This window comes from Streptomyces sp. NPDC005303 (genome assembly GCF_040607335.1).
Lineage (GTDB): Bacteria > Actinomycetota > Actinomycetes > Streptomycetales > Streptomycetaceae > Streptomyces.
In genome coordinates this window covers 136528-159261 of the sequence record NZ_JBEXGM010000006.1, presented here as the reverse complement: position 1 = coordinate 159261, position 22734 = coordinate 136528, and the positions used below count along the sequence as shown (strand labels likewise).

Genomic DNA, 22734 nt, shown 5'->3' with positions numbered 1-22734 from the left:
GAGCCAGTCAAGAAGATGAGCCGTTCCGCACATCCCGCCGGGCCCCGGCACGCCGACGTCCTTCCCGAGGGCCACTACTCCGCGCCGCCCGCCGACCTCAACACCCTCGACCCCAAGGTCTGGGCCCAGACGGTCACCCGCGACGAAAACGGCGTCCTCACCGTGGGCGGCATCACGGCGACGCAACTCGCCGAGCAACACGGCACCCCCGCCTATGTCGTGGACGAGGCCGACTTCCGGGCCCGGGCGCGGGCCTGGCGCACCGCGTTCGGCCATGACGCCGACGTCTTCTACGCAGGTAAGGCGTTCCTGTCGCGAGCGGTCGTGCGTTGGCTGCACGAGGAAGGGCTCAACCTGGACGTGTGCTCCGGGGGCGAACTCGCCACCGCCCTCTCCGCCGGCATGCCCGCCGACCGCATCGCCTTCCACGGCAACAACAAGTCGACGGAAGAGATCACCAGGGCCGTCGAGAGCGGGGTGGGGCGTATCGTCCTCGACTCGTTCCAGGAGATCGTCCGTGTCGCGCACATCGCGCAGAGCCTGGGGAAGCGGCAACGGGTCCAGATCCGGGTCACCGTCGGCGTCGAGGCGCACACCCACGAGTTCATCGCCACCGCCCACGAGGACCAGAAGTTCGGCATCCCGCTGGCCGGCGGACAGGCCGCCGAGGCCGTGCGGCGGGCGCTGAAGCTCGACGGGATCGAGCTCATCGGCATCCACTCCCACATCGGCTCGCAGATCTTCGACATGTCCGGCTTCGAGGTCGCGGCACACCGCGTGGTCGGGCTGCTCAAGGACGTCCGTGACGAGCACGGTGTCGAGCTTCCCGAGATCGACCTCGGGGGCGGCCTGGGGATCGCCTACACCAGCGACGACGATCCCCGTGAGCCGCACGAGATCGCCAAGGCGCTCACCGAGATCGTCACCCGTGAGTGCGAGGCCGCCAAGCTCCGCACGCCCCGCATCTCCGTCGAGCCGGGGCGCGCCATCGTCGGCCCCACCGCGTTCACGCTCTACGAGGTCGGCACCATCAAGCCCCTCGACGGGCTGCGCACCTACGTCTCCGTCGACGGCGGGATGTCGGACAACATCCGCACCGCGCTGTACGACGCCGAGTACACCGTCGCCCTCGTGTCCAGGACCAGCGACGCCGAGCCCATGCTCGCCCGGGTCGTCGGCAAGCACTGCGAGAGCGGGGACATCGTGGTCAAGGACGCGTTCCTGCCGGCCGACCTGGCACCGGGTGACCTCATCGCCGTACCGGCGACGGGCGCCTACTGCCGTTCCATGGCGAGCAACTACAACCACGTGCTGCGCCCGCCGGTCGTCGCCGTCCATGACGGTGAGTCCCGGGTCATCGTCCGCCGGGAGACGGAGGATGACCTTCTGCGGCTCGACGTCGGATGAACCGCCGCGGATAAACCCCCGCAGACCAGGAACGGAAGATCTACGGTCTTCCGCCCCCGGACAAATGAAATAGATGTCTCATAATCCGGACGAGGGGCAGAAACTCCCGTCCGGTGAGTGAGACTGGTTCCACCGTAGACGGTATGAGGAAACGAGGTCGGATGATGCGTACGCGTCCGCTGAAGGTGGCGCTGCTGGGCTGTGGAGTGGTCGGCTCAGAGGTGGCGCGCATCATGACGACGCACGCCGACGACCTCGCCGCGCGGATCGGCGCTCCCGTCGAGCTCGCGGGGGTCGCGGTACGGCGGCCCTCCAAGGTCCGTGAGGGCATCCCGCAGGAACTCGTCACCACCGACGCCACCGCCCTCGTCAAACGCGGGGACATCGACGTGGTCGTCGAGGTCATCGGGGGGATCGAACCCGCCCGTTCCCTCATCACCACCGCCTTCGAGCACGGCGCCTCCGTCGTCTCCGCCAACAAGGCGCTCCTCGCCCAGGACGGCGCCGCGCTGCACGCGGCCGCACAGAAGGCCGACAAGGACCTCTACTACGAGGCCGCCGTCGCCGGTGCCATCCCGCTGATCCGCCCGCTGCGCGAGTCCCTCGCCGGTGACAAGGTCAACCGCGTGCTCGGCATCGTCAACGGCACGACCAACTTCATCCTCGACAAGATGGACTCCACGGGGGCCGGCTACCAGGAGGCCCTCGACGAGGCCACCGCCCTCGGGTACGCGGAGGCCGACCCGACCGCCGACGTCGAGGGCTTCGACGCCGCCGCGAAGGCCGCCATCCTCGCCGGGATCGCGTTCCACACGCGCGTGCGTCTCGACGACGTCTACCGCGAGGGCATGACCGAGGTCACCGCCTCCGACTTCGCCTCCGCGAAGAACATGGGCTGCACCATCAAGCTGCTCGCCATCTGCGAGCGGGCCGAGGACGGGCGGTCCGTCACCGCGCGCGTGCACCCCGCGATGATCCCGCTGACGCATCCGCTCGCCTCCGTCCGCGGCGCCTACAACGCCGTCTTCGTCGAGTCCGACGCCTCCGGCCAGCTGATGTTCTACGGCCCCGGCGCGGGCGGCGCCCCCACCGCCTCCGCCGTCCTCGGTGACCTCGTCGCCGTCTGCCGCAACCGGCTCAGCGGCACGACCGGGCCCGGTGAGTCCGCGTACGCCGCCCTGCCCGTCGAGGGCATGGGCGAGGTCGTCACGCGCTACCACATCAGCCTGGACGTGGCCGACAAACCGGGTGTTCTCGCCCAGGTCGCGACCGTGTTCGCCGAGCACGGGGTGTCCATCGATACCGTTCGGCAGCAGGGGAAGGACGGCGAGGCCTCTCTCGTCGTCGTCACGCACCGCGCGTCGGACGCCGCCCTGGGCGGGACCGTCGAGGCGTTGCGCAAGCTCGACACCGTGCGGGGTGTCGCCAGCATCATGCGGGTTGAAGGAGAGTAACGAGCAATGACCCACCAGTGGCGCGGAATCATCGAGGAGTACCGGGACCGGCTGCCCGTCTCCGACACCACGCCGGTCGTGACGCTCCGCGAGGGCGGCACGCCCCTCGTGCCCGCGCAGGTGCTCTCCGAGCGCACCGGGTGCGAGGTCCACCTCAAGGTGGAGGGCGCCAACCCCACCGGGTCCTTCAAGGACCGCGGTATGACCATGGCCATCACGCGGGCCAAGGAGGAGGGCGCGAAGGCGGTCATCTGCGCCTCCACCGGCAACACGTCGGCGAGCGCGGCCGCCTACGCCGTACGCGCGGGCATGGTCTCCGCCGTGCTCGTCCCGCAGGGCAAGATCGCGCTCGGCAAGATGGGCCAGGCGCTCATCCACGGCGCGAAGATCCTCCAGGTCGACGGAAACTTCGACGACTGCCTCACCCTGGCCCGCGCGCTGAGCGACAACTACCCGGTGGCGCTGGTCAATTCGGTCAACCCGGTGCGCATCGAGGGCCAGAAGACGGCCGCCTTCGAAATCGTCGACATGCTCGGCGACGCGCCCGACATCCACGTCCTGCCGGTCGGCAACGCCGGCAACATCACGGCGTACTGGAAGGGCTACAAGGAGTACGCCGCCGACGGGGTGGCCGCCAAGACGCCCCGGATGTGGGGCTTCCAGGCCTCCGGCAGTGCCCCGATCGTGCGCGGCGAGGTCGTCAAGGACCCGTCGACCATCGCCACCGCCATCCGCATCGGCAACCCCGCCTCCTGGCAGTACGCCCTCGCGGCGAAGGAGGAGTCCGGCGGGTTCATCGACGAGGTGACGGACCGTGAGATCCTGCGCGCCTACCGGCTGTTGGCCGCTCAGGAGGGTGTCTTCGTGGAGCCCGCCTCCGCCGCCTCGGTGGCCGGTCTGCTGAAGGCCGCCGAGCAGGGCAAGGTCGACCCGGGGCAGCGCATCGTGTGCACCGTCACCGGCAACGGCCTCAAGGACCCCGACTGGGCCGTCGCGGGCGCCCCGCAGCCGGTCACCGTCCCGGTCGACGCGGCGACGGCGGCCGAGCGGCTCGGGCTCGCGTAACAGCGCGCGGCATCCCCGACCGGCGTACGGCCGGGCCTTCCCTACCGGGGGTGCACAGGGGGCTTACGACACGCATCGTGCGCCTCCTGTGCGCCCTATGTCGCCACGGAACCTTCCTTCGATAGGCTGTACCGAACCCGCCCGCTGCATATGCCCTCGCGTACAGCGGGGTGCCGTGTCGTCTCCGCGGCCCGCAGGGTCTTCGTACGTCATCGAATGTCATTCGACAATCACGCAGCTCAAGGAGAGTCATCGAGAGATGGCCGGTCCCGCCTTCCGTGCCGCCGCCGTCCGGGTGCGCGTCCCCGCCACCAGCGCCAACCTCGGCCCGGGCTTCGACGCCCTGGGCCTCTCGCTGGGGCTCTACGACGACGTCGTGGTCCGGGTGGCCGACTCAGGGCTGCACATCGACATCGCGGGGGAGGGCAGCGAGACGCTCCCGCGTGACGAAAACCACCTTCTCGTACGCTCCCTGCGCACCGCCTTCGACCTGCTGGGCGGCCAGCCGCGCGGCCTGGAGATCGTCTGCGCCAACCGCATCCCGCACGGCCGGGGCCTCGGCTCCTCCTCGGCCGCCATCTGCGCCGGCATCGTCGCCGCGCGCGCCGTGACCATAGGCGGCGAGGCCCGGCTCGACGACACCGCGCTCCTGGAGCTCGCCACCGAGATCGAGGGCCACCCCGACAACGTGGCGGCCTGTCTGCTCGGCGGTTTCACGCTCTCCTGGATGGAGGCCGGCGCCGCCCGGGCGATCAGGATGGATCCCGCCGATTCCATCGTTCCGGTGGTTTTCGTGCCCGGAAAGCCCGTCCTGACCGAGACCGCGCGCGGACTGCTCCCGCGCACCGTGCCGCACGTCGACGCCGCCGCCAACGCGGGCCGTGCCGCGCTGCTCGTCGAGGCCCTCACCAGGCGCCCCGAGCTGCTGCTGCCGGCCACCGAGGACCGTCTCCACCAGGAGTACCGCGCTCCCGCCATGCCGGAGAGCGCCGCACTGGTGGAGCGGCTGCGGGCCGACGGAGTCCCGGCAGTCATCTCAGGGGCAGGACCCACCGTGCTCGCGCTGGCCGACGCGGACAGCGCCGACAAGGTGGCCCATCTGGCGGGCGGGGGCTGGGCGGCAAACCGTCTGGAACTCGACGCCCAGGGAGCCTGTGTGCTCCCGCTCGCGGCCGCCAGTGACATGTGAGATCCGGCGTGTGCCGGATTTCGAGAGGGGGAATGTTTGTTGGATCCGGTAGTGTTAATCTCAAGTCTGCACCCGACCCCACCATGGCGAGGTGCTTCACGTCCCCGTCCGGGACAGACATTCTTCCGGGAGCCTCCCAAGCCGCACTGCGTTCCGTACGACGTACATGGGCAGTACCTCGTACGCGAGCACTGAGCGACTTGCCGGGCACGCTCCGGAACCGGTGTGACCAAGCCACGTGACACGGACACTCAGTGCCACGGCTATCGGAAGCGCCGTCACCACATTCCTCCGCCGTTCAGGCGGACCACCGCCCCGGCACGGTCCACAAGGATGGGACCGACGTCGGACAGCACAAACGGTCGCCGAGCCAGACAGGCCGACGTCCGCTCCAGGGAAGGACCCTTCGTGAGCGACACCACCGATCTGATGGGCGCACGTGTCGAGGAGACCGCTGCCGCGCCCTCCACGGACGCCTCCGCGCCTGCCACCGGTGCCGGCTCCCGGCGGCGCCGCGGTACCGGCCTCGACGGCATGGTGCTGGCCGAGCTGCAGCAGGTCGCATCCGGCCTCGGCATCAGGGGCACCGCGCGTATGCGCAAGAGCCAGCTGATCGAGGTCATCAAGGAGGCGCAGGCCGGGGGAGGTGCCGCGGCTCCCAAGGCCGCAGCCTCGCCCGCCGGGGACGCCGCCGAGGCCAAGCCGAAGCGCCGCGCCACCTCCAAGGCCCGTACGGGCGACACCGCCGAGAAGAAGGCGGAGGCGAAGGCCGAGGCCCCCGCCGAGAAGGCCGTGGCCCAGCAGCAGATCGAGATCCCCGGCCAGCCGGCCGCCGAGCGCGGAGGGGACGACGCTCCCGCCGAGCGCCGCCGTCGCCGCGCCACCGCCGAGGCGGGCGCCCCCACGGGCAGCGCCGAGACGGTCGTGGCCGAGGCGAAGAGCGAGCCCAAGGCCGAGGCCCCCGCGCAGCAGCCGCAGGGCGACGCCGGTGACGGCGAGGGCCGTGGCCGCCGCGACCGCCGTGAGCGTGACCGCGGCCGTGACCGCGGGGAGCGTGGCGACCGCGGTGACCGTCGCAAGAGCGACGACCAGCAGGGCCAGGGCGGTCAGCGCCAGCAGCAGAACCAGCAGCAGGGCGGTGCCCGTCAGGACCGCCAGGACCGTCAGCAGCGCGACAACGGCCCGCAGGACGACGACGACTTCGAGGGCGGCCGCCGCGGTCGCCGGGGCCGTTACCGGGACCGTCGTGGCCGTCGTGGCCGTGACGAGATGGGCGGCCCCGAGCCGCAGATCAACGAGGACGACGTCCTGATCCCGGTCGCGGGCATCCTGGACATCCTCGACAACTACGCCTTCATCCGTACGTCGGGCTACCTGCCGGGCCCCAACGACGTGTACGTCTCCCTCGCGCAGGTCCGCAAGAACGGCCTGCGCAAGGGCGACCACATCACCGGCGCGGTCCGTCAGCCCAAGGAAGGCGAGCGGCGCGAGAAGTTCAACGCGCTGGTGCGCCTGGACTCCGTCAACGGCATGGCGCCCGAACACGGCCGCGGCCGCCCGGAGTTCAACAAGCTGACCCCGCTGTACCCGCAGGACCGCCTTCGTCTGGAGACCGACCCCGGCGTCCTGACCACCCGCATCATCGACCTCGTCGCGCCGATCGGTAAGGGCCAGCGCGGTCTGATCGTGGCCCCGCCGAAGACCGGCAAGACCATGATCATGCAGGCGATCGCCAACGCGATCACGCACAACAACCCCGAGTGCCACCTGATGGTCGTCCTGGTCGACGAGCGTCCGGAAGAGGTCACCGACATGCAGCGGTCGGTGAAGGGCGAGGTCATCTCCTCGACCTTCGACCGCCCGGCCGAGGACCACACCACGGTCGCCGAGCTCGCCATCGAGCGCGCCAAGCGACTGGTGGAGCTGGGCCACGACGTCGTCGTGCTGCTCGACTCGATCACGCGTCTGGGCCGTGCGTACAACCTCGCCGCGCCCGCCTCCGGCCGCATCCTGTCCGGTGGTGTCGACTCGACCGCCCTGTACCCGCCGAAGCGCTTCTTCGGTGCGGCCCGCAACATTGAGGACGGCGGCTCGCTGACCATCCTCGCCACCGCGCTGGTGGACACCGGGTCCCGCATGGACGAGGTCATCTTCGAGGAGTTCAAGGGCACCGGCAACGCCGAGCTCAAGCTCGACCGCAAGCTCGCCGACAAGCGGATCTTCCCGGCGGTGGACGTGGACGCGTCCGGTACCCGTAAGGAAGAGATCCTGCTCGCCCCCGACGAGCTCGGGATCGTCTGGAAGCTGCGCCGGGTGCTGCACGCCCTCGACCAGCAGCAGGCGGTGGAGCTGCTTCTCGACAAGATGAAGCAGACGAAGTCGAACGCCGAGTTCCTGATGCAGATCCAGAAGACGACGCCGACGCCGGGCAACGGCGACTGAGGCAAAGCCTTCGAAAGGGCCGCCCCCTGTTTCAGGGGGCGGCCCTTTTTGGTGTGTCCTGCCGGGTTACGATCACGTTCTTCGGTCGAATGATCGATCTCTGAACTTCTGATCCCTTGGGGGGACTTGCATGGGTATACCCATGTCCGGAGGCGCCGGCCGGCACAGACGGCGTGCGTGGATCGCGCTGCCCGTCGCCGTGGCCGCCGCGCTGCTGGCCACGTCGGCGAACGCCGCCACCGTCGAGCCCGGGCCGCAGGCACCGGCCGCGCCCGCCGCCGCGTCCGCGCCGTCGCAGGCCGAGCTGAAGCAGCGGATCTCCGAGGCGGCCGCGGTCGTGGACACCTCCCGCACCGCGACCCGGACGCCGGCGAGCGGTGGCACGGTCGACTCCACCATCTCGCCGATGATCATCGGCGGTACGACGACCACCATCAGTTCCGCCCCCTGGATGGCCCAGCTCTGGTACGTCGACGACCAGGGCACCACGGACGAGAGCGACGACACCGGCTTCTTCTGCGGCGGGGCGGTCGTCGCGCCGACGAAGATCCTCACCGCCGCGCACTGCGTCAAGGGCGCCGACTGGGCCAAGGGCGGCTTGGTGGTGACCGGGGCCACCCAGCTGCTCTCCGAGGACGGCGACCTGCACGGCGGTACCGGCACGGCCGTCCTGCGGCAGTGGTACCACCCGTCGTACAACGCGGACACGATCGACAACGACATCGCCGTGCTGACCCTGGCGACCCCCGTCAAGGCCACCCCGATCCGCATGACGACGGCCACCGACACCGCCTCGTACGACCCCGCCACGACCGGCGCCAAGACCGCCAAGGTCTACGGCTGGGGCCGTACCAGCTCCACCAGCGACGACATCTCCCCGACGCTGAAGACGGCCACGCTGCCCATCAAGTCGGACACGACCTGCGCCGCGGCCTACGGCTCCTGGTTCATCAAGGGGCACATGACCTGCGCGGGCCCGCCCGCCAGCGGCCGCGACTCCGGTACGACCGCCATCTGCAGCGGTGACTCCGGCGGCCCCCTCGTGGCGAACGGCCGGATCGTCGGCGTGGTGTCCTGGAACGTCACCGACTGCGTGGCCAAGGGCGCCTACAGCGTCTTCACCAAGGTCAGCAAGTACGTCGGCGCCGCCTATCCGCGCGTCGACGACACCAACCTGAATTTCGACCACAAGGCCGACCTGTGGGTGCGCAAGTCCTCCACCAAGGTCGGCTACGAGCTGGACTCCAAGGGCAGCACCTTCGCCGCCCCGCAGTCCTGGGGCGACTGGAACGGCGTGAACCTGGTCCGGCAGACCGACCTGAACCGGGACGGCTACCAGGACCTCGTGTACCGCGTCTCCGCCACCGGTGACGTCTACTGGCTGAGGTTCCTGCCCGCCACCGGCGAGTGGGCCGACCCGAAGAAGGTCTTCACCGACTGGAAGACCCGCACCCGGATCGTCACCCCCGGCGATGTCACCGGCGACTACAAGCCCGACCTGCTCTCCGTGGACTCCGCGGGCGTCCTGTGGATCTACCCGGGCAAGGGCGACGGCAGCTTCGCGACCCGGGTCAAGGTCGGCGGCGGCTGGAGCCAGTACAACCAGCTGCTCGGCCACGGCGACTTCAGCGGCGACGGCAAGGCGGACATCCTCGCCCGCAACAAGAGCACGGGCGACATCTACCTGTACAAGGGCACCGGCAAGTCCGGCACGGGCGTCTTCGCGGCCCGGGTCAAGGTGCGCAACTGGAGCAGCACGACGTACAACGCCTACGACGCCGTCGGCGACATCACCGGCGACGGCAGGGCCGACCTGCTGGCCCGCACGCCGGGCGGCACGCTCTACCTGTACAAGGGCACCGGCAAGGCGACCAGCGAGATCTTTGCCACAAGGGTCAGCGTTGGTACCGGTTTCCAGCAGTACGACATCTTTGGCTGAAACCGCTGGTGAGCAGGGCTTGCCCTGATGCTCCAGTGACGTGCTGTGACCGCTGCTTCACGTGGCGGTCACAGCGCGTTGTGCAACCCTTTCTCGAGTTTCGCCATCTGACCAGGCGGAGCGACGATGGTGCGATGGGGGCACCGCCCGGTTCGAGCGGAGCCGAGAACTGGGGGAGGGCCTTCCACGACCACGTCTGACCCTGAAAGCAGGGGGTAACCGACCGGACGAGATTCGAGGAGCACATGTCAGCCGAGAGCACGCCCATACCCGGTGGACCGGGGGGCAAGGGACGCCGCCGCAAACCCCGCAGCAGGGGCCGCAAGGGCCTGCTGGTCATGGCGTGGGTCGCCGCGGGGATCGTCGTGGTGGGCGGCACCGGGGCCGGCTACGTGTACTTCAAGCTCAACGGCAACCTCAAGAGCGTCGACATCGACCAGGCCCTCGGCAGTGAACGGCCCACGAAGGTCGACAACGGCTCGGAGAACATCCTCGTCCTGGGTTCCGACACGCGCTCCGGCTCCAACAAGGAGCTCGGCGGCGGCGCCGACGACGGCAGCGCCCGCTCCGACACCGCGATGATCATCCACGTGTACAAGGGCCACAAGAAGGCCACCGTGGTCTCCATCCCGCGCGACACCCTGATCGACCGCCCGCAGTGCACCGACACCGACGGCAAGGACCACGACGCCGCCTCGGACGTCATGTTCAACTCCGCGTACACGACCGGCGGCGCGGCCTGTGCCGTCAAGACAGTCGAGTCCATGACCGGCATCCGCATGGACCACTACCTGGAGGTCGACTTCAGCGGCTTCGAGAAGCTGGTCGACGAACTCGGCGGGGTCACGGTCACCACGACCAAGGACATCAAGGACACCGACAGCCACCTGGACCTGAAGGCCGGCACGCACGAGCTCACCGGCGCCCAGGCCCTCGGTCTCGTCCGCACCCGGCACGGCGTCGGCGACGGCAGCGACCTCGGCCGTATCCAGCTCCAGCAGGCCTTCATCAAGGCGCTGGTCAAGCAGGTCAAGAGCGTCGGCGTGCTGACCAGCCCCAAGAAGCTGTACGACCTCGCCGACACCGCCACCAAGGCCGTCACCGCCGACTCCGACCTCGGCTCGGTCAACTCCCTGGTCTCCTTCGCGAGCGGCCTCAAGGGCATCAGCCCGTCGGACATGACCATGGTCACCATGCCGGTCCGGTACGACCCGGCGAACCCGAACCGGGTGATCGTGCAGGAGACCAAGGCCAAGCAGATCTGGACGGCTCTGAAGAACGACCGGACGATCCCGCGGTCGGCCACGGAAGGCACGGCCACGGGCCAGGCCAAGGGCGTCGTGACCTCCTGAGGGAATAGACCACGACACCCCCTCGTTTTGGGGGATGCGGCCAGTGCTGGCAGACTGGTACGTCGGCCCCGGTTCACGCTCCCGCAGCCCCGCGGTGGCGACCCGGTGCCCTCCCGAAACTAGGAGACACCTTGAAGCGCGACATTCACCCCGAGTACGTCGAGACGCAGGTCAGCTGCACCTGTGGCGCGTCGTTCACCACCCGCAGCACGATCCAGAGCGGCACCATCCGCGCCGAGGTCTGCTCCGAGTGCCACCCGTTCTACACGGGCAAGCAGAAGATCCTCGACACCGGTGGCCGTGTGGCCCGCTTCGAGGCCCGCTTCGGCAAGGCTGCTGCCCAGAAGTAGCGAGCCACCAGCGCCGGTCCACGCCGCACTCCTCGGAGTGCGCCGGGACCGGCGTTTTTGGTCGCCCGCCTTCCCCTTTCGTCCGCAGTACAGGAGCCCTGAGATGTTCGAGGCCGTCGAGGAACTCGTCGGTGAGCACGCCGACCTGGAGAAGAAGCTCGCCGACCCGTCGGTCCACGCCGACCAGGCCAACGCGCGCAAGCTGAACAAGCGCTACGCCGAGCTCACCCCGATCGTCGCCACGTACCGTTCCTGGAAGCAGACCGGCGACGACATCGAGACCGGGCGCGAGTACGCCGCCGCCGACCCCGACTTCGCCGCCGAGGTCAAGGAGCTGGAGAAGCAGCGCGAGGAGCTGACGGAGAAGCTGCGCCTTCTCCTCGTTCCGCGCGACCCCAGCGACGACAAGGACGTGATCCTCGAGATCAAGGCGGGTGCCGGCGGCGACGAGTCGGCGCTGTTCGCGGGCGACCTGCTGCGCATGTACCTGCGCTACGCCGAGCGCGTCGGGTGGAAGACCGAGATCATCGACGCCACCGAGTCCGAACTGGGCGGCTACAAGGACGTCCAGGTCGCCGTGAAGACCAAGGGCGGCAACGGCGCCACCGAGCCCGGCCAGGGTGTCTGGGCCCGCCTGAAGTACGAGGGCGGCGTGCACCGCGTGCAGCGCGTCCCGGCGACCGAGTCCCAGGGCCGTATCCACACCTCCGCGGCCGGTGTGCTGGTCACGCCCGAGGCGGAGGAGGTCGACGTCGAGATCAACCCCAACGACCTCCGCATCGACGTCTACCGCTCCTCCGGGCCCGGCGGGCAGTCCGTCAACACGACCGATTCCGCGGTGCGCATCACGCACATTCCCACCGGAGTCGTCGCCTCCTGCCAGAACGAGAAGAGCCAGTTGCAGAACAAGGAGCAGGCCTTGCGTATCCTGCGCTCCAGGCTGCTCGCGGCGGCGCAGGAGGAGGCGGAGCGCAATGCCGCCGACGCCCGGCGCAGCCAGGTCCGCACCGTCGACCGCTCCGAGAAGATCCGCACGTACAACTTCCCGGAGAACCGCATCTCGGACCACCGTGTCGGCTTCAAGTCGTACAACCTGGACCAGGTCCTGGACGGCGACCTCGACGCGGTGATCCAGGCCTGCGTCGACGCGGACTCGGCAGCGAAGCTGGCGGCCGCTTAAAAGGCCGCCGAAGAGGTACCTACGCACGACCGAGTACGACACGGAGGACTTGCGTGCAGCCATCATTTGGGGGACGACCCCCAAACCCTCGCGGCCTGCTGCTCGCAGAGGTGGCCCAGGCCACCCAGCGGCTGGCCGACGCCGGCGTGCCCTCGCCGCGCAACGACGCGGAGGAGCTCGCCGCGTTCGTGCACGGCGTGAAGCGGGGCGAGCTGCACTCCGTGAAGGACGCGGACTTCGACGCCCGCTACTGGGAGACCATCGCGCGCCGTGAGCAGCGCGAGCCGCTCCAGCACATCACCGGCCTCGCCTACTTCCGCTACCTCGAACTCCAGGTGGGGCCCGGTGTGTTCGTGCCGCGCCCCGAGACCGAGTCGGTGGTCGGCTGGGCCATAGACGCCGTCCGGGCGATGGACGTCGTCGAGCCGTGCATCGTCGACCTGTGCACCGGCTCCGGCGCCATCGCGCTCGCCCTCGCCCAGGAGGTCCCGCGCTCCCGCGTGCACGCCGTGGAGCTGTCCGAGGAAGCCCTGCGCTGGACCCGCAAGAACGTCGAGGGGTCCAGGGTCGACCTGCGCCAGGGCAACGCCCTGGACGCCTTCCCCGACCTCGACGGCCATGTCGACCTGGTCATCTCCAACCCGCCCTACATCCCGCTCACCGAGTGGGAGTACGTCGCTCCCGAGGCGCGGGACTACGACCCCGAACTCGCCCTGTTCTCCGGCGAGGACGGCCTCGACCTCATCCGCGGTCTGGAACGGACCGCACACCGGCTCCTGCGCCCCGGGGGTGTCGTCGTCGTCGAGCACGCCGACACCCAGGGCGGCCAGGTGCCGTGGATCTTCACCGAGGAGCGGGGCTGGGCCGACGCGGCCGACCACCCCGACCTCAACAACCGACCCCGGTTCGCCACGGCCCGCAGGGCGATGCCGTGAGCCGCACTCCCAAGACTCCAGAGCAGTACGTGTACGAGGAGGCCCGCTAGATATGGCACGGCGATACGACACCAACGACGCGACCGACCGCACGACCGGTCTGCGCGAGGCGGCGTCCGCCGTCCGCCGTGGCGAGCTCGTGGTCCTCCCGACCGACACGGTGTACGGCATCGGCGCCGACGCGTTCTCCTCGGAGGCCGTCCACGACCTGCTGGAGGCCAAGGGCCGGGGCCGCAACATGCCCACCCCGGTGCTGATCGGCTCCCCGAACACCCTCCACGGTCTCGTCACCGACTTCTCCGAGCTGGCCTGGGAACTCGTCGACGCGTTCTGGCCGGGCGCGCTCACCCTCGTCGCCAAGCACCAGCCGTCCCTGCAGTGGGACCTGGGGGACACGAGGGGCACGGTGGCCGTCCGTATGCCGCTGCACCCGGTCGCCATCGAGCTGCTGACCGAGGTCGGTCCCATGGCGGTCTCCTCCGCCAACCTGACCGGTCACCCCTCTCCGGAGACCTGCGACGCCGCGCAGGAGATGCTCGGCGACTCCGTCTCCGTCTACCTCGACGGCGGCCCGACCCCCGGCAACGTCCCCTCCTCGATCGTCGACGTCACCCGCGAGGTGCCCCTGCTGCTGCGCGCGGGCGCGATCTCCGCGGACGAGCTCAGGAAGGTCGTACCCGACCTCGAGGTGGCGAATTGACGGCCCCTGACGCGGGGCGTGGCATATGGGACGGGGAAGAGACGCGGACCTTCACAGGGCTCCCGCGTGACAGCTTCCGCATCCTCCACGTCAGCACCGGCAACGTCTGCCGCTCGCCGATCACCGAGCGGCTGACCCGGCATGCCCTGGCGGACCGGCTCGGCGACCCGCTCTGGGGTGGCCTGGTCGTGGAGAGCGCGGGGACCTGGGGCCACGAGGGCGCGCCCATGGAGGCCAACGCGGAGACCGTGCTGGCCGAGTTCGGCGCGGACCCCTCCGGCTTCACGGGGCGCGAGCTGCTGGACGAACACGTGATCATGGCGGACCTGGTCCTGACCGCCACCCGCGACCACCGCCAGCAAGTGATCTCGATGGGCCACTCGGCGGGTCTGCGCACCTTCACGCTGAAGGAGTTCACCCGTCTGGTGAAGGCGATAGACACGGCGACCCTGCCGCCCCTCGAGGAAGGTCTGGTGATCCGCGCACGCGCCCTGGTCCGCGCCGCGGCGGCTCTACGCGGGTGGCTTCTGGCCCCGACCGCCGAGGCCGACGAGGTCTTCGACCCGTACGGAGCACCCCTGCCCTTCTTCCGCTCGATCGGGGACGAGATAAACGAGGCGCTGGATCCGGTGGTGACGGCGCTGACGGGGGTTCCCGCGCGCGCCTGACGCAGGCAGGACCCGAGCCGGCGTTCGGAGTCCGACGCAGCGTGGCGAGGGGCGCGTCGGGGGAGGCGCCGGATCCGGTGGTCATCGCGCTCACCGGTGTACCCACAAGGACGTAACGACCGGGCACCCCACGGGCCCCGGGCCTACATTGGACGTACGTCATCGTCGACGCCCCGGAGTCCACCATGTCGGTCACCCATGCGCCCACCACCGCCGACGTCCTCGCGCGGCAGGACCCCGAGCTGGCCGAGATCCTGCTCGGGGAGCTCGACCGGCAGTCGTCGACGCTCCAGCTCATCGCCGCCGAGAACTTCTGCTCACCGGCCGTACTGGCCGCGCTGGGCTCCGCGCTGGCCAACAAGTACGCCGAGGGCTACCCGGGCGCCCGGCACCACGGGGGCTGCGAGATCGTCGATGTCGCCGAGCGGCTCGCCGTGGAGCGGGCGAAGTCCCTGTTCGGCGCCGAGCACGCCAACGTCCAGTCCCACTCCGGCTCTTCGGCGGTCCTGGCCGCCTACGCCGCGCTGCTGCGCCCCGGCGACACCGTCCTCGCCCTCGGCCTGCCGTACGGCGGCCACCTCACCCACGGCTCGCCCGCCAACTTCTCCGGCCGCTGGTTCGACTTCGTCCCCTACGGCGTCGACGCCGAGACCGGGCTCATCGACCACGACCAGGTGCGCGCCCTCGCCCTGGCCCACCGACCCAAGGCGATCGTGTGCGGCTCCATCGCCTACCCCCGCCACATCGACTACGCCTTCTTCCGGGAGGTCGCCGACGAGGTGGGCGCGTATCTCATCGCCGACGCCGCCCACCCCATCGGGCTCGTCGCCGGGGGAGCGGCGCCCAGCCCGGTGCCGTACGCCGACGTCGTCTGTGCCACCACGCACAAGGTGCTGCGCGGCCCCCGCGGCGGAATGATCCTGTGCGGGAGTGAACTGGCCGAGCGGGTCGACCGGGCCGTCTTCCCGTTCACGCAGGGCGGCGCGCAGATGCACACCATCGCCGCGAAGGCGGTCGCGTTCGGCGAGGCGGCGACACCGGCGTTCGGCGCGTACGCCCATCAGGTGGTCGCCAACGCGAGGGTCCTCGCGGCCGCGCTGGCCGACGAGGGGCTCGTCGTCACCACCGGGGGGACCGACACCCATCTCGTGACGGCCGATCCGGCACCGCTCGGAGTCGACGGCCGGACGGCGCGGGGACGGCTCGCGGCCGCGGGGATGGTGCTCGACTGCTGTGCGCTGCCTCACGCGGACACCCGCGGACTGCGCCTCGGCACGGCCGCCGTGACCACCCAGGGCATGGCCGAGAAGGAGATGGCGAGGATCGCCGCCCTGCTCGCGGAGGTGGTGCGCGGCAAGGCCGAGAGCGTCAGGGCACGTGAAGAAGTGCGGGATCTGGTCGGCGGATTTCCGCCGTATCCGGCCTGAGCGGGGGTATCCGCCACTGCGGGCACAGCCGCACGTGCAACCATCGGCCCTACCCGGAAGTCCACAACCATATGCGTGCGTCGCTAGGGTGTGGGGCTGAGATGGCCAGCGAGACCTGTGGGGAAGCCTGTGCGTGAATACCTGCTGACGCTCTGCATCACGGCCGCGGTGACGTATCTGCTGACAGGGCCGGTACGGAAGTTCGCGATCGTGGCCGGAGCGATGCCGGAGATCAGGGCCCGTGACGTGCACCGGGAACCGACTCCGAGGCTCGGCGGTATCGCCATGTTCTTCGGACTGTGCGCGGGCCTGCTGGTCGCCGACCACCTGACCAACCTCAGCGAGGTCTTCGAGAAGTCGAACGAACCGCGCGCCCTGCTCTCCGGAGCGGCCCTGATCTGGCTGATCGGTGTCCTGGACGACAAGTTCGAGATCGACGCCCTGATCAAGCTGGGCGGCCAGATGATCGCCGCCGGCGTGATGGTCATGCAGGGCCTGACGATCCTGTGGCTGCCCATCCCCAGCGTCGGCTCGGTCGCGCTGACGCAGTGGCAGGGCACCCTGCTGACGGTCGCGCTGGTCGTCATCACCATCAACGCGGTGAACTTCGTCGACGGCCTGGACGGTCTCGCGGCCGGCATGGTCTGCATCGCGGCGGCGGCGTTCTTCCTGTACGCCTACCGGATCTGGTACTCGTACGGCATCGAGGCGGCCGCTCCGGCGACCCTGTTCTCGGCGATCCTGATGGGCATGTGCCTGGGCTTCCTGCCGCACAACATGCACCCCGCGCGGATCTTCATGGGCGACTCCGGCTCGATGCTCATCGGTCTGGTGCTGGCCGCGGGCGCGATCTCCATCACCGGGCAGATCGACCCGGACGCGCTGAAGCTGTTCGCCGGGTCCGAGAAGGCGGCCGTGCACCAGACGGTCCCCGTCTACATTCCGCTGCTGCTGCCGCTGACCATCATCGCGGTGCCGGCCGCCGACCTGATCTCGGCCATCGTGCGCCGCACCTGGCGCGGCCAGTCGCCGTTCGCCGCCGACCGGGGGCATCTGCACCACCGGCTCCTGGAGATCGGGCACTCGCACAGCCGCGCGGTGTGGATCATGTACTTCTGGTCGGCGCTGATCGCGTTCGGCTCGCTCGCGTACTCGGTGAACTCCGCGTCGATGTGGATCGTGCTCGGCGTCGTGTTCCTCAGCGCGATCGGTCTGGTGCTGCTTCTGCTGCCGCGCTTCACGCCGCGTGTCCCGATGTGGGCCCAGCACATCGTGCCGCCGCGCTACCGCCGCGGTCGGCGTGCCGTGCCCGCGGAGCCCGTGGAGGTGGAGGAGCGTGCTCCCGTCGCCGTGGGGGTGGCGGGTGTCAACGGCGCGACCGCGCTGAGCGCCCGTTCGCACGTTCCGGAGAGGCGTCAGGCCGAGACCTCGCGCTGACGCCCAAGGTAAGAATCTGACTAAAGCATTGCCAACGCGTGGGAGTTGGGCGGGGCGACAAATCGCCCTTATACCAGACAACTCCACCGTGTTTCCGCACAGACGCGCAGCTTCACTCTCATGTGTGACAGTGGGCACACCATCTAGGTAAAGACCGCATCAAATAGTTTGTGATACGGTTCACGAGAACCCGGGGCAGAGCCGAAGGACCGTAGTGCGACGGTCCCTTGGCGTGAGGGTCACCCTCGGCCCGGGACTACGCTCGTCCATGACGACACACCCCCCCTTTGAAAGCGGAGTTGCCGCCATGCCGTCCAACGACGTCCGGATCCTGGCTCAGGCCGCCGTGCCCACGGCCGCCGTCGGCGCGATCGCCGCCGTCGTCAGTGGCTTGGTCGTCGGTGGCAAGGGTGCGATCGGATCAGCTGTCGCGACGGTGATCGTGATCCTTTTCATGGGTCTCGGTCTGTACATCCTGCAGCGCACCGCCAAATCGCTTCCGCACCTGTTCCAGGCGATGGGCCTGATGCTGTACGCGACGCAGATCCTGCTGCTTTTCGTCTTCATGGCCGCGTTCAAGAACACCACGCTGTTCCATCCCAAGGCCTTCGCGTTCACGCTGGTCGCCTGCACCCTCGCGTGGATCGCGGCGCAGACCCGTGCGCACATGAAGTCCAAGATCCTCTACGTCGAACCCGATAAATCGGGGCACTCGTCGTGAGGGGTAGGGCCGGGATAAAGACGTCTGAGATCTCCTGCTATCGTCCGGTGCCAACTGCGGCATCGCGGGCGCGGGCATCTGAGCTGACGCCTGCTCAATCGCGAGGCGAGATGCCCACCAGCCGCCCCCACATCCGTAACACCAGTCCCGTGCCGAACCGCGACAGTATGCCGCGCCGACACAACGAGGTTGCCGTACCCATGCGTCACGCTGAAGGAGCCCGCGGTGAGTGCTGACCCGACGCAGGTGCTCGCCTTCGAGACCGATTGCCACATCTTTGACGGCTGTGGCTTCCCCTCTCCCGGCCTGCACTCGTTCCTGTTCGAGCCCATCTGGGGCGACGGGGACAGCAACGTGTACTTCAACAAGACGATGCTCCTGGCGCTCCTCGGGTCGATCATCATCGTCGGGTTCTTCTGGGCCGCCTTCCGCAAGCCGCAGGTCGTCCCCGGCAAGCTCCAGATGGTGGCCGAGGCGGGCTACGACTTCATCCGCCGTGGAGTCGTCTACGAGACCATCGGCAAGAAGGAGGGCGAGAAGTACGTACCCCTCGTCGTCTCCCTCTTCTTCTTCGTCTGGATGATGAACCTCTGGTCCATCGTTCCGATCGCTCAGTTCCCGGTCACGTCGATCATCTCGTACCCGCTGGTACTGGCCCTGATCGTCTACGTCCTGTGGGTGTCGCTGACCTTCAAGCGGCACGGATTCGTCGGCTTCTTCAAGAACGTGACGGGCTACGACAAGTCGCTCGGCCCGGTGCTTCCGCTGGCGATGCTGATCGAGTTCTTCTCGAACATCCTGATCCGCCCGTTCACCCACGCCGTGCGACTCTTCGCCAACATGTTCGCCGGTCACACCCTGCTGCTGCTCTTCACGATCGCCAGCTGGTACCTGCTGAACGGCATCGGCATCGCCTACGCGGGTGTCTCGTTCATCATGACCGTGGTGATGACCGCCTTCGAGCTGTTCATCCAGGCCCTGCAGGCGTACGTGTTCGTCCTGCTGACCTGCACCTACATCCAGGGCGCCCTGGCCGAGCACCACTGAGCCACCCGCACCCGACCTCCACGAATCGTCCGGTGGCCAACCCCCACCGGTCCGTAAAGAAAAGGAAGAACTGGCATGTCCCAGACCCTTGCTGCTGTCGAAGGCTCCCTCGGCTCCATCGGTTACGGCCTCGCCGCGATCGGCCCCGGCGTCGGCGTCGGCATCATCTTCGGTAACGGCACCCAGGCCCTGGCCCGTCAGCCCGAGGCGGCCGGCCTGATCCGCGCCAACCAGATCCTCGGCTTCGCCTTCTGTGAGGCGCTGGCCCTGATCGGTCTCGTCATGCCGTTCGTCTACGGCTACTGATCGCTGATCACAGACCAGCCGACTAGACGAAAGGCATACACATGAGCCCGCTGCTCACGATCGCGGCTGAGGAGATGGAAAATCCCCTCATCCCGCCGATCCCCGAGCTTGTCATCGGCCTGATCGCCTTCGTCATCGTCTTCGGCTTCCTCGCCAAGAAGCTCCTCCCGAACATCAACAAGGTTCTGGACGAGCGTCGCGAGGCCATCGAGGGCGGTATCGAGAAGGCCGAGGCCGCGCAGACCGAGGCCCAGAGCGTCCTTGAGCAGTACAAGGCACAGCTCGCCGAGGCCCGCCACGAGGCCGCGCGCCTGCGCCAGGAGGCTCAGGAGCAGGGCGCCACGCTCATCGCCGAGATGCGCGCGGAAGGCCAGCGGCAGCGTGAGGAGATCGTCGCCGCCGGTCACGCGCAGATCGAGGCCGACCGCAAGGCCGCCGCGTCCGCGCTGCGCCAGGACGTCGGCAAGCTCGCCACCGACCTGGCCGGCAGGCTCGTCGGCGAGTCCCTCGAGGACCACGCCCGGCAGAGCCGCGTGATCGACCGCTTCCTCGACGACCTCGAGGAGAAGGCCGAGGCCGCGCGATGAACGGAGCGAGCCGCGAGGCCCTGGCAGCCGCACGCGAGCGTCTCGACGCGCTGACGGACAACACGTCCGTGGACGCCGGCTCGCTCGCCGACGAGCTGGCCGCCGTCACCGCGCTGCTCGACCGCGAGGTGTCGCTGCGTCGGGTCCTGACCGACCCGGCGCAGCCCGGCGAGGCCAAGGCCGAACTGGCCCAGCGCCTGCTCGGCACGCAGGTCGGCGGCCCCGCCACCGACCTGGTGTCCGGCATGGTGCGTTCCCGCTGGTCGCGCTCGCGCGACCTGGTGGACGCGCTGGAGGTACTGGCCGACATCGCCGACCTCACCGCCGCGCAGCAGCGGGGCACGCTCGACAACGTCGAGGACGAGCTGTTCCGGTTCGGCCGGATCGTCGCCTCGAACACCGAGCTGCGCGCCGCGCTGACCGACCGCGCCGCCACGGCCCCGGCCAAGCGTGAGCTGCTCGCCAGCCTGCTCGGCGGCCGCGCCGATGCGACGACCGCACGTCTGGTGACGCGCCTTGTGGCCGCGCCCCGGGGACGTAGCCTGGAGGCGGGACTGGAGTCCCTGTCCAAGCTCGCCGCCGAGCGCCGGGACCGCATGGTGGCCGTCGTCACCTCGGCGGTTCCGCTGAGCGACCAGCAGAAGCAGCGTCTGGGCGGTGCCCTGGCGAAGCTCTACGGCCGCCCGATGCACCTCAACCTCGACGTGGACCCCGAGGTCGTCGGCGGGATCCGGGTGCAGGTCGGCGACGAGGTCATCAACGGCTCGATCGCGGACCGCATCGAGGACGCCGGCCGCCGCCTGGCGGGCTAGCAGCAACTTCATAGCAGTACGTACTTACGACGGCCCTGGTTGGGCCGTACATGAAGAATCCTGGGGGTCGCCCCCAGACCCCCAAAGTGAAACTTCGGGCCCAACAAGGAGAGCAGGGAACCCAGATGGCGGAGCTCACGATCCGGCCGGAGGAGATCCGGGACGCGCTGGAGAACTTCGTCCAGTCGTACAAGCCGGACGCGGCCTCGCGCGAGGAGGTCGGTACGGTCACCCTTGCCGGCGACGGCATCGCGAAGGTCGAGGGTCTGCCCTCGGCCATGGCCAACGAACTGCTGAAGTTCGAGGACGGCACCCTCGGCCTCGCGCTCAACCTCGAAGAGCGCGAGATCGGTTGCGTCGTCCTCGGTGAGTTCAGCGGCATCGAGGAGGGTCAGCCGGTCACCCGTACCGGCGAGGTCCTCTCCGTGGCCGTCGGCGAGGGCTACCTCGGCCGCGTCGTCGACCCGCTCGGTGCCCCGATCGACGGCCTCGGCGAGATCGAGACCAGCGGTCGTCGCGCCCTTGAGCTGCAGGCTCCGGGCGTCATGGCCCGTAAGTCGGTGCACGAGCCGATGGAGACCGGCTACAAGGCCGTCGACGCGATGACCCCGATCGGCCGTGGCCAGCGTCAGCTGATCATCGGTGACCGTCAGACCGGCAAGACCGCCCTGGCCGTCGACACGATCATCAACCAGCGTGACAACTGGCGCTCCGGCGACCCGAAGAAGCAGGTCCGCTGCGTCTACGTCGCCATCGGTCAGAAGGGCTCGACCATCGCCTCCGTGCGTGGCGCCCTCGAAGAGGCCGGCGCGCTGGAGTACACGACCATCGTCGCCGCCCCGGCGTCCGACCCGGCCGGCTTCAAGTACTTGGCGCCGTACACCGGTTCGGCCATCGGCCAGCAGTGGATGTACGAGGGCAAGCACGTCCTCATCATCTTCGACGACCTCTCGAAGCAGGCCGACGCCTACCGCGCCGTGTCCCTGCTGCTGCGTCGCCCGCCGGGGCGCGAGGCCTACCCGGGTGACGTCTTCTACCTGCACTCCCGTCTGCTGGAGCGCTGCGCCAAGCTCTCCGACGAGATGGGCGCCGGTTCGATGACCGGTCTGCCGATCGTGGAGACCAAGGCCAACGACGTGTCGGCGTTCATCCCGACCAACGTCATCTCCATCACCGACGGCCAGTGCTTCCTGGAGTCGGACCTGTTCAACGCCGGTCAGCGCCCCGCGCTGAACGTCGGTATCTCCGTCTCCCGAGTCGGTGGTTCCGCGCAGCACAAGGCGATGAAGCAGGTCTCCGGTCGCCTCCGCGTGGACCTCGCCCAGTTCCGTGAGCTGGAGGCGTTCGCCGCCTTCGGTTCCGACCTGGACGCCGCGTCGAAGGCGCAGCTGGAGCGCGGCCAGCGCATGGTCGAGCTGCTGAAGCAGGCCCAGTACCAGCCGATGGCGACCGAGGACCAGGTCGTCTCCGTCTGGGCCGGCACCACCGGCAAGATGGACGACGTCCCGGTCAACGACATCCGCCGCTTCGAGAAGGAGCTGCTGGAGTACCTGCACCGCAAGGAGCAGGGCCTCATGACCTCCATCAAGGAGGGCGGCAAGATGTCGGACGACACCCTCACCGCTGTTGCCGACGCGATCGCCGACTTCAAGAAGCAGTTCGAGACCTCGGACGGCAGGCTTCTCGGCGAGGACGCCCCGGCCACGGCCAAGTGAC

Annotated in this window: 20 protein-coding genes; all 20 read left to right on the top strand. The window is 69.3% G+C overall.

Going from position 1 to position 22734, the window contains the following annotated elements:
* Positions 1-15 precede the first annotated feature (15 nt).
* A complete protein-coding gene (lysA, locus tag ABZT93_RS12045) occupies positions 16-1407 on the top strand; it encodes a diaminopimelate decarboxylase (protein WP_356102559.1) in 1392 nt (463 codons plus the stop codon).
* A gap of 161 nt (positions 1408-1568) precedes the next feature.
* Positions 1569-2861 carry a homoserine dehydrogenase gene (locus ABZT93_RS12040; protein ID WP_356102552.1) on the top strand — a complete coding sequence of 431 codons (1293 nt, stop codon included), beginning with the start codon at positions 1569-1571 and terminating at the stop codon, positions 2859-2861.
* A gap of 6 nt (positions 2862-2867) precedes the next feature.
* Positions 2868-3926 carry a threonine synthase gene (gene thrC / locus ABZT93_RS12035; RefSeq protein WP_356024672.1) on the top strand — a complete coding sequence of 353 codons (1059 nt, stop codon included), beginning with the start codon at positions 2868-2870 and terminating at the stop codon, positions 3924-3926.
* Between the two features lie 259 nt (positions 3927-4185).
* Entirely contained in the window at positions 4186-5115 is a 930-nt protein-coding gene (thrB, locus tag ABZT93_RS12030) for a homoserine kinase (protein WP_356102550.1), read from the top strand.
* A 408-nt stretch (positions 5116-5523) separates the two neighbouring features.
* Entirely contained in the window at positions 5524-7557 is a 2034-nt protein-coding gene (rho, locus tag ABZT93_RS12025) for a transcription termination factor Rho (protein WP_356102547.1), read from the top strand.
* A 142-nt stretch (positions 7558-7699) separates the two neighbouring features.
* Positions 7700-9496: a trypsin-like serine protease gene (locus tag ABZT93_RS12020; protein WP_356102544.1), complete on the top strand. Its 1797-nt coding sequence runs from the start codon at positions 7700-7702 to the stop codon at positions 9494-9496.
* A gap of 245 nt (positions 9497-9741) precedes the next feature.
* On the top strand, positions 9742-10848 hold the full coding sequence (locus tag ABZT93_RS12015; protein ID WP_356102541.1) for an LCP family protein: 1107 nt from the start codon (positions 9742-9744) through the stop codon (positions 10846-10848).
* Positions 10849-10979: 131 nt separating this feature from the next.
* The gene (gene rpmE, locus ABZT93_RS12010) at positions 10980-11198 is read left to right on the top strand and encodes a 50S ribosomal protein L31 (protein WP_356102538.1); all 219 of its coding nucleotides are present in this window, start codon (positions 10980-10982) and stop codon (positions 11196-11198) included.
* A 103-nt stretch (positions 11199-11301) separates the two neighbouring features.
* Positions 11302-12378: a peptide chain release factor 1 gene (gene prfA, locus ABZT93_RS12005; protein WP_356102536.1), complete on the top strand. Its 1077-nt coding sequence runs from the start codon at positions 11302-11304 to the stop codon at positions 12376-12378.
* Between the two features lie 95 nt (positions 12379-12473).
* Positions 12474-13313 carry a peptide chain release factor N(5)-glutamine methyltransferase gene (gene prmC / locus ABZT93_RS12000; RefSeq protein WP_356102925.1) on the top strand — a complete coding sequence of 280 codons (840 nt, stop codon included), beginning with the start codon at positions 12474-12476 and terminating at the stop codon, positions 13311-13313.
* Between the two features lie 52 nt (positions 13314-13365).
* Positions 13366-14013 (top strand): L-threonylcarbamoyladenylate synthase, encoded by a 648-nt coding sequence (locus ABZT93_RS11995; protein WP_007384715.1) that lies wholly within the window; start codon positions 13366-13368, stop codon positions 14011-14013.
* Entirely contained in the window at positions 14010-14681 is a 672-nt protein-coding gene (locus ABZT93_RS11990) for a protein-tyrosine-phosphatase (protein WP_356102533.1), read from the top strand. Before ABZT93_RS11995 ends, ABZT93_RS11990 begins: the two co-directional genes overlap by 4 nt.
* A gap of 185 nt (positions 14682-14866) precedes the next feature.
* Positions 14867-16108 (top strand): serine hydroxymethyltransferase, encoded by a 1242-nt coding sequence (gene glyA, locus ABZT93_RS11985; RefSeq protein ID WP_356102531.1) that lies wholly within the window; start codon positions 14867-14869, stop codon positions 16106-16108.
* 129 nt (positions 16109-16237) lie between these two features.
* The gene (locus ABZT93_RS11980; RefSeq protein ID WP_356102528.1) at positions 16238-17545 is read left to right on the top strand and encodes an MraY family glycosyltransferase; all 1308 of its coding nucleotides are present in this window, start codon (positions 16238-16240) and stop codon (positions 17543-17545) included.
* Between the two features lie 307 nt (positions 17546-17852).
* Positions 17853-18266: a hypothetical protein gene (locus tag ABZT93_RS11975; RefSeq protein ID WP_007384719.1), complete on the top strand. Its 414-nt coding sequence runs from the start codon at positions 17853-17855 to the stop codon at positions 18264-18266.
* Between the two features lie 225 nt (positions 18267-18491).
* Positions 18492-19313: a F0F1 ATP synthase subunit A gene (atpB, locus tag ABZT93_RS11970; RefSeq protein WP_037901436.1), complete on the top strand. Its 822-nt coding sequence runs from the start codon at positions 18492-18494 to the stop codon at positions 19311-19313.
* 75 nt (positions 19314-19388) lie between these two features.
* Positions 19389-19619 carry an ATP synthase F0 subunit C gene (gene atpE, locus ABZT93_RS11965; RefSeq protein ID WP_009321656.1) on the top strand — a complete coding sequence of 77 codons (231 nt, stop codon included), beginning with the start codon at positions 19389-19391 and terminating at the stop codon, positions 19617-19619.
* 41 nt (positions 19620-19660) lie between these two features.
* On the top strand, positions 19661-20206 hold the full coding sequence (locus ABZT93_RS11960; protein ID WP_356102526.1) for a F0F1 ATP synthase subunit B: 546 nt from the start codon (positions 19661-19663) through the stop codon (positions 20204-20206).
* Positions 20203-21018, top strand: coding sequence for a F0F1 ATP synthase subunit delta (locus tag ABZT93_RS11955; protein WP_356102523.1), 816 nt, complete (start codon positions 20203-20205; stop codon positions 21016-21018). The genes ABZT93_RS11960 and ABZT93_RS11955 overlap by 4 nt, the downstream gene beginning before the upstream one ends.
* Positions 21019-21143: 125 nt before the next feature.
* On the top strand, positions 21144-22733 hold the full coding sequence (gene atpA / locus ABZT93_RS11950) for a F0F1 ATP synthase subunit alpha (RefSeq protein WP_356102520.1): 1590 nt from the start codon (positions 21144-21146) through the stop codon (positions 22731-22733).
* The last annotated feature ends 1 nt before the right edge of the window (position 22734 follow it).